7 protein-coding genes are annotated in these 6,862 nt (G+C 64.1%); 3 read left to right on the top strand and 4 right to left on the bottom strand.

Annotated elements, in window-relative coordinates; all coding sequences use genetic code 11:
- The 4 genes from NHG85_RS19255 to NHG85_RS19240 all read right to left on the bottom strand — a co-directional run.
- Window positions 1-578 (bottom strand): class II D-tagatose-bisphosphate aldolase non-catalytic subunit (locus tag NHG85_RS19255; protein WP_253335356.1); only part of this gene is annotated, 578 nt, incomplete at its 3' end.
- Complete coding sequence (locus NHG85_RS19250) at window positions 575-1,519, bottom strand: ROK family protein (RefSeq protein ID WP_253335355.1); 945 nt, start codon at window positions 1,517-1,519, stop codon at window positions 575-577. The genes NHG85_RS19250 and NHG85_RS19255, both read right to left, overlap by 4 nt.
- Entirely contained in the window at window positions 1,500-2,585 is a 1,086-nt protein-coding gene (locus NHG85_RS19245; RefSeq protein WP_253335354.1) for an AgaS family sugar isomerase, read from the bottom strand. Before NHG85_RS19245 ends, NHG85_RS19250 begins: the two co-directional genes overlap by 20 nt.
- A complete protein-coding gene (locus NHG85_RS19240; protein WP_253335353.1) occupies window positions 2,582-3,457 on the bottom strand; it encodes a transcriptional regulator in 876 nt (291 codons plus the stop codon). The genes NHG85_RS19245 and NHG85_RS19240 overlap by 4 nt, the downstream gene beginning before the upstream one ends.
- 195 nt (window positions 3,458-3,652) lie before the next feature.
- Between NHG85_RS19240 and NHG85_RS19235 the strand changes: the two genes are divergently transcribed.
- The 3 genes from NHG85_RS19235 (at window position 3,653) to NHG85_RS19225 (ending at window position 6,858) form a co-directional block, all read left to right on the top strand.
- Window positions 3,653-4,924, top strand: a complete 1,272-nt coding sequence (locus NHG85_RS19235; RefSeq protein ID WP_253335352.1) for an ABC transporter substrate-binding protein — start codon at window positions 3,653-3,655, stop codon at window positions 4,922-4,924.
- A 106-nt stretch (window positions 4,925-5,030) separates the two neighbouring features.
- The gene (locus NHG85_RS19230; RefSeq protein WP_253335351.1) at window positions 5,031-5,924 is read left to right on the top strand and encodes a carbohydrate ABC transporter permease; all 894 of its coding nucleotides are present in this window, start codon (window positions 5,031-5,033) and stop codon (window positions 5,922-5,924) included.
- A 13-nt stretch (window positions 5,925-5,937) separates the two neighbouring features.
- The gene (locus tag NHG85_RS19225) at window positions 5,938-6,858 is read left to right on the top strand and encodes a carbohydrate ABC transporter permease (RefSeq protein WP_253335350.1); all 921 of its coding nucleotides are present in this window, start codon (window positions 5,938-5,940) and stop codon (window positions 6,856-6,858) included.
- Window positions 6,859-6,862: the final 4 nt, after the last annotated feature.

Genomic DNA, 6,862 nt, shown 5'->3' with positions numbered 1-6,862 from the left:
GGCCGCGTGGGCGCGATCGTCTGGCCTGCTTCCTCGACCCGCGCGCCGCCCGGAGGGGGCACCTCGGTGCCGATGATATAGCTCAGCGCCGCGGGATCGGGCGCATGGGCCTCGCAGACCTCGGCCAGCTCGGCGGCGCGGGCGGCGCTCAATTCATCATCGACCTGCGCGGGCTCGCCGGCGCAGCCCTCGGAGCAATCGAGGTGAATCTTGGTGAATCCGGCTTCGACATAGGCGCGCATCAGGTCGCGGGCATGGCCCATCGCGGTCTCCGCATCCTTTGCCCGCCAGACCTGGGGGCCGAGGTGATCGCCGCCAAAGACCACCAAGGCCGGATCGACCTCCAGTTTTTCGGCCAGATCGCGCACATAGGCGATGAAATCGGCGGGCGTCATGCCGGTATAGCCGCCGAACTGGTTGACCTGGTTCGAGGTCGCCTCGATCAGGATCGGGCGCCGATGCTGCTTGGCCAGCAGCAACGCGGCGCTCAACACATCGGTCTGGGCGGAACAGACGGAAGCCAGGGCGTTGGCGGTGCCGGCGCGGTTCTGCCTCACGATGTCGGTAACAAGGCTCATGGCATGTCTCTTTCGTTGGGTTGAAGCGACAAGAGCGCGGCCCCGCGGCCGCCGCTGCTGTCGCCGAACGCGGGTTTCACGATCTCGGGCAGCCGTACCGAGGGCAACGCCGCGGCTTTCAAGGCATCGGCAAGCCTGCTCTCGAGCCCGGCGATGTTCGACAGGCCGCCGCCGAGCACGATGCAATCGGGGTCGATATGCAGCTGGAGGCTGTGCAGCAATTCGGCCGCCAGCGCGCTCCAGACATGGAGGATGCGGGCGTTTTCCGGCTCATCGGGGGCGGCCGCGATTTCCGGCCCACCCCGCTCGCGGCCGGTCAGCGCCTTCGCCAGCCGCGCCATGCCGGTGCCCGAGACCAGCGTTTCCATGCAGCCCGTCCGACCGCAGCCGCAGACCACCAGGGGCAGGTCGTGCCGGGCCACGAGATGCGCGGGCAAAGCGACGTGACCGATTTCCCCCGGCAGGCCGTTCAGGCCCAGGACGAGTTTTCCATCCTGACAGAGGCCGCCCCCCAGCCCGGTGCCGAGGATCAGTCCGAAGACCCGGGCGCGGCCCGCGCCCGCGCCGCCGCAGGCTTCGGACAGGGCAAAGCACTTGCAATCATTGGCAACCACGACGCGCCCGCCGATCCGCGCCGTCAAATCGCGGGCGAGTGCATGGCCGTCGGCCACGAGATTGGCGCAGACCGACACGCCGCTTTGGGCATCGACCAGCCCCGGCAGGCCGATCCCCACCGGCAGGTCGGTGACCCCGCTCTTGTGACGCAAGCGTGACACCTCGTCCTCAAGCGCGCCCAGAAGATCGGCATAGCTCTCGCGCGGCGTCGGCCTGCGTCGAGTGTCGCGGGCGGTCATGTCGGAGCCGAAGAGCGTCGCCTCGATCTTGGTGCCGCCCAGATCGACCCCGATCGCGGCTGGCAGCTCAGGCGTAGAGACGGACATTCGACACCACCCGCGTCAGGTTACGCCCGGCAAAAGGGTCATCGACGTCCAGCGCCAGTGATTGCGACCAGGCCACCGACAGCCGCTGCGCCGGCAGCACCGCCGCCGGGGTGCTCCATACATCCTCGAGGCCGGTATCGAGTGCGATATCGGGCGTTTCGCTGCCGGTCATCGGGGCGCCGATGGTGGTGACGCGGATATCGGGGAACTGCGCGCGTATCTCCGCTGCGACATCCTGGTCGTACTTGCGCGTCAATTCGTCCGAGGACAGGAAGACGAACACCGAGGTCGCACCGTCGATCACCGCCTTCGGTCCGTGGCGGAAGCCCAGGGTGCTGTCCCAGGCCGCGACCACGCGACCCGCCGTGAGTTCCAGCACCTTGAGGGCCGATTCCCGGGCCGTGCCCTTGAATGGACCCGAGCCCAGAAAGACCGCCCGCTCCGGACGTGCCATGTTCAGCGGCTGGTCCAGCAGAGCGCGAGCGCTTCGTGCCAGATGGCTCATCCGTTCAGACAGGCTGTCGACCGGTGTGTCCGACAGGCAGGCGAGCGCCGTGATCAGCATCGTGGTATAGCTCGACGTCATGGCAAAGCCCGCGTCGTGGCAGGCCGGTGGCAGGGTGATGACCCGAGCCTCGCCGGTGCCTTGCGGTTTGCGCGTGGCCAGCACGCTGTCGCTGTTGCAGGTGATGTTCAGCCGGTCGGCCTCGGGGGACAAGCGGTCGAGAAGGTCCAGCGTCCCCACGCTTTCCGAGCTGTTGCCGCTGCGTCCGAACGACACGACCAGCGGCCGTGTGCCGGTGCGGAAGAAATCGCCGGGGCGTGCGACCAGGTCGGTGGTCGGCACATTGACCAGCGGAATACCGTGGCAGCGGCCGAGACCGACGACCAGCGAATCCGCGATGAAGGCCGAGGTTCCGGCGCCGCATAGCCAGATCTCGTCGGGCGCGCGGGCTTCAATCCAGTTGCGGATCTGCCCGGCGATGGCGGGAAGCTCGGTGGACCAGGCCTCCCAGATGCCGGGCTGCGCGGAGATCTCCACTTCGGTTCTGAAATCTTTGATCATCTTGTCTCTTTCGGTTTGATCGCGAGCGGCGGCGTGTCGGCCAGCATCAGCGTCGTGCTGGTCGCCTCGATGGCGGAGCGATGTTCGGGTGAAAGGTTGCTGTCGGAGACGATGATATCGACATCGGACAGGTTGCAGATGTGGTGCAGCGCCGGGCTCTTGAACTTGCTCGAGTCGACCAGCACCACGACTCGCTTGCTGGCGCGGATCATGGCGCGGTTCAGATGCGCCTCCTCCTCGCCATAGGTGGACAATCCATGCTCGGGGTGCAGGCTGTCCGCCCCCAGGTAGACGGTATCGATGTTCATTTCGGTGAGGTTCGATTCGGCCATGCGCCCAGCCAGCGCCATGGCTTCGATCCGCACCATGCCGCCGGGCAGCATCAGGCAATGCTGGGTGGCGTGGCGCAAGCTCAGCACCACGTTCAGCCCGGTGGTCAGGATGGTCTTGCCCGGCGCCGTGGCCAGCTGTTCGGCCAGCAGCTGCACGGTGGAGCCGGAATCGAGCAAAAGGGTATTGTCCTGCCCGGTCAACTTGAAGGCCTGCGCGGCTATGGCCTGCTTGGCGGCGCGATTGACCGCCTCCTTGTCCTTGAGGCGCGGCTCGAGATTGACCGAAGCGGCAACATCGCTGGCCGCGAGCGCCATGGCGAAGGCCAGCCGCAGGTCGGGCAGGCCCTGATATCCGTAATGGCGGGCAAAGCGGATCAATGTCGGCTCGCTGACCTGGATCTTTTCGGCGAGGCTGCGCATCGGGCTGGTGATGAAGGCGCGCGGCTCCGCGATCAGGAAATCCGCGATCATGCGGAACGCGCGGGACAGGCTGTCGCGGTCCTCCGTGATCCTTTTCAAGATGTCACCGGCGTCAGTCATGCGCGTCCCTCCCGTCCGGTCCACTAATTTCACAAAACTACATTTGTAGCAACAGCAACCTCATACGCTGGGTATTTTGCAGCAAGATCTATGTTTTCATTAGATTATGGCCGCCTTGATGTAGTTTTGTAAACAAATCCTTGCGAAACTATTTTTCGCCTCCTAGGGTGAAGCAGACTTCAGGGAGGAGTTTCGATGAAAAGAACAACCATTTTCGGAGCCGTCGCGGCCAGCCTGGCAGCGATGTCGGCGCAGGCGGAGGGCGGATTTTCCTACTGGTCCATGTGGAACGAGGGCGAGCCCCAGCAGAAGGTCCTGGCCCGTGCCATCGCGGTGTTCAGCGAAGAAACCGGCATCGAAGTCGATGTCCAGTGGGTCGGACGGGACATCCACAAGAAGATCGGGCCGACGCTGAATTCACCCGAAACGCCCTTTACCTTGGTCGATGGCGAACGGCGCAAGATCTTCTCGTCTCTGGTGACGACCGGAAGCCAGGCCTCCTTGGACGCGGTCTATGACATGGAGATCCCCGGCGAGGGCGTGACCGTCGATGCCGCGCTGTTGCCCAACATCAAGAACGTGCTGGTCGAGGATGACGAGGCCTGGATGGTCCCCTACATCCTGCTCAGCTCGGGCTGGTGGTACGATGCCGCCCGGATGCCCGAGCTGGTGGGCAGCGAGCCCCAGACCTGGGACGAGATGGTGGCGCTGTTCCAGTCGCGCAAGGATGCCGGTCACGAGGTGATCGCACAGGATGGCGATATCGGCTTCTACAATCTGTGGTATTTCACCGACATTGCCGTGCGCCATCTCGGGCCCGGCAAGGTGAATGCCGCGATCGAGGATCGCAGCGGAGACGCCCTGCGCGATCCGCGCATCCTGCGCACCGCCGAACAGATCGAGCAGCTGGTCGATGCCGGGTTCTTCGCACCGGGCTATGATTCGAGCAAATGGCCGGCGCAACAGCAGCTTTGGGCCTCGGGCGAGGTCGACTTCATGTATAACGGCACCTGGTTGCCGCGCGAGACGGTGGAATTCACGCCCGAGGGCGCCGACCCGAAAGCCTTCATGATGCCCGCCGTCAGCGACGAGTCGATCGCCACCAACGAGGTCGGGGTGATCGGGTTCTCGATTTCGGAGAAGGGACCGAATATCGACGAGGCCGAACAATTCGTCGCCTGGTTCCTCAAGACCGACTACCTGGCGGAGCTGGCTGACGAGGCCAAGGTCCTGGTGCCGCGCGAAGGCATCGAGGTGACCGAGGTCCTGCAACCGGTCTACGAGGCGCTGAACTCCGGCGCGCTGACCCACAACGCCTATGACGGCGTGAACACCTACAATGCGGACTACACCACCAAGATCCTGACCCCCCTGATCAACGAGCTGATTTTCGGCCAGATCGATGCTCAGGAATTCCAGGACGAGCTGGTCGATCAGACCACGCTCTACTGGGAACTGCGCGACTGAACAGTGCGCGGACGGCGGCACATGCGGCCGTCCGCCAGCCTGCTCGCCCGCGCACCGCGCGCGGCGCGCCCTCTACCCCATACCAAGACAGGACTGGACTGCCCTCATGGACACCCCCATCCAGAAGGAACAGAAGAGGATTTACTGGTGGTTCCTGGCCCCGGCGGCGATCCTCTATACTGTCTTCTTCGTGGTGCCGGCGCTCGGCACGCTTTGGATCAGCTTCAACAAATGGCCCGGCGCGGGTGACATGCGATGGGTCGGCATCCGCAACTACCGGATCATGTACCATGACCCGGTGTTCTGGTTGTCCTTCGTCAACACGCTCAAGATCCTGTTCATCGTCGGCGGCGCGACCTTCCTGATCAGCTTCGGGCTGATGATGGTGCTGCGCGACATGATGGGCCGCAGCTTCGTACGCTCGGTGCTCTTCTTTCCCAACATCCTGTCGGGCGTCGTCATCGCCATTCTATGGGGGTTCCTGTTTCAGGCCGACGGGCTGGTGAACCAGTTCCTGATGCTGGCTGGCATGGACAACCCGCCGAAATGGCTCAACGAGAACATGATGATCAACGTCGTCATGCTGGGGCTGATCTGGGTGTCGACCGGGTTCTACACCACCATACTGATGGCCGGGGCCGACCGCATCCCCAAGCATCTCTATGAGGACTGCGCGCTGGCCGGGGCGGGGACGTTCCAGAAATTCCGCTTCGTCACCCTGCCGTTGATGTGGGAGGTGTTCGGCATCGCCGCCGTGCTCTGGACCATCAGCTCGATCAAGATCTTCGAGTTCATCCTCGCCTTTGCCGGGGCGGTCGGCTTCCTGCCGCCGGTCAAGACCTGGAACCTCGCGCTCTACTCCTATGCCGAGGCGTTCTCGGGCGAGGGCACGCCACGCTACGGCACCGCTTCGGCCAGTGCCGTGGTCATGCTGCTGCTGGTCGTCGTTCTCGTGCTTCTGCTGCGCCGCGCCATGCGCCGCGAGACTCTGCAATTCTAGGATGGAGGCCGCCATGCTCCTCAGAAAAATGCCCTGGCCCGCCTTCCGCGGCGGTGTTCCGACCCAAGGCGCGGGCGCACCCGCAGGGGCCGCGAAGGCCAGTGACAACGCCGGCCCGGTCAAACTGATCGGCTTGCCCCTGACCTGGGCTTTCGTGGCCTTCAACATCTTCGTGCTGGTCTGGATGGTGATGTCCTCGCTCAAGACCTCGTCCGAAATCTTCGAAGTGCCCTGGAACCTGCCCGAAGTGATCCAGTGGGAAAACTTCGTCATCGCCTGGCGCGACGGCAATTTCAGCCGTGCGGTGCTCAACACCGTGCTGCTCACGATCGGCACCGCGGTGGCCACCATCGCCGTCGCCGCGCCCGCCGCCTACGTGCTGAGCCGTTTCAAGGTGGTCAGCGCCAGCCCGATGACGATGTATTTCGCCATCGGCATCGGCATCCCGGCGCAGCTGGTGATCCTGCCGCTCTATGCGATCATGAACCAGTTCGGCATGGTCAATTCGCTCTGGGGGCTCTGGGTGCTCTATGTCGCCACCTCCCTGCCCTTCGCCGTGTTCTTTCTTACCGGCTTCTTCGCGAGCCTGCCCGGCGAACTGGAAGAGGCCGCGATGCTGGACGGGGCCTCGGCCTTCCAGACCTTCCGCATCATCATGCTGCCGCTGGCGCGCTCGGGCATAGTGACCTTGGCGATCCTGAACACCATCGCGCATTGGAACGAGACCATTTTCGCGCTGGTCTTTCTTCAGACCGACGACCGCATGACGCTTTCGGTCACGCTGCTGAACTTCATGAAAGCCATGCAATACAACAATGCAAACTGGGGCGGGCTGTTTGCGGGGGTCTGCATTCTCGTGCTGCCCGTGCTGGCAATCTATCTTTGGCTCGGCCGCCAGATCATCGAGGGCATGACCCTCGGCGCAGACAAATAGAAAG

The organism is Limimaricola litoreus (assembly GCF_024159025.1).
In the GTDB taxonomy this organism is placed as follows: domain Bacteria; phylum Pseudomonadota; class Alphaproteobacteria; order Rhodobacterales; family Rhodobacteraceae; genus Limimaricola; species Limimaricola litoreus.
The sequence above is the reverse complement of the archived record's forward strand: the minus strand, read 5'-3'. Positions and strand labels throughout refer to the sequence as shown.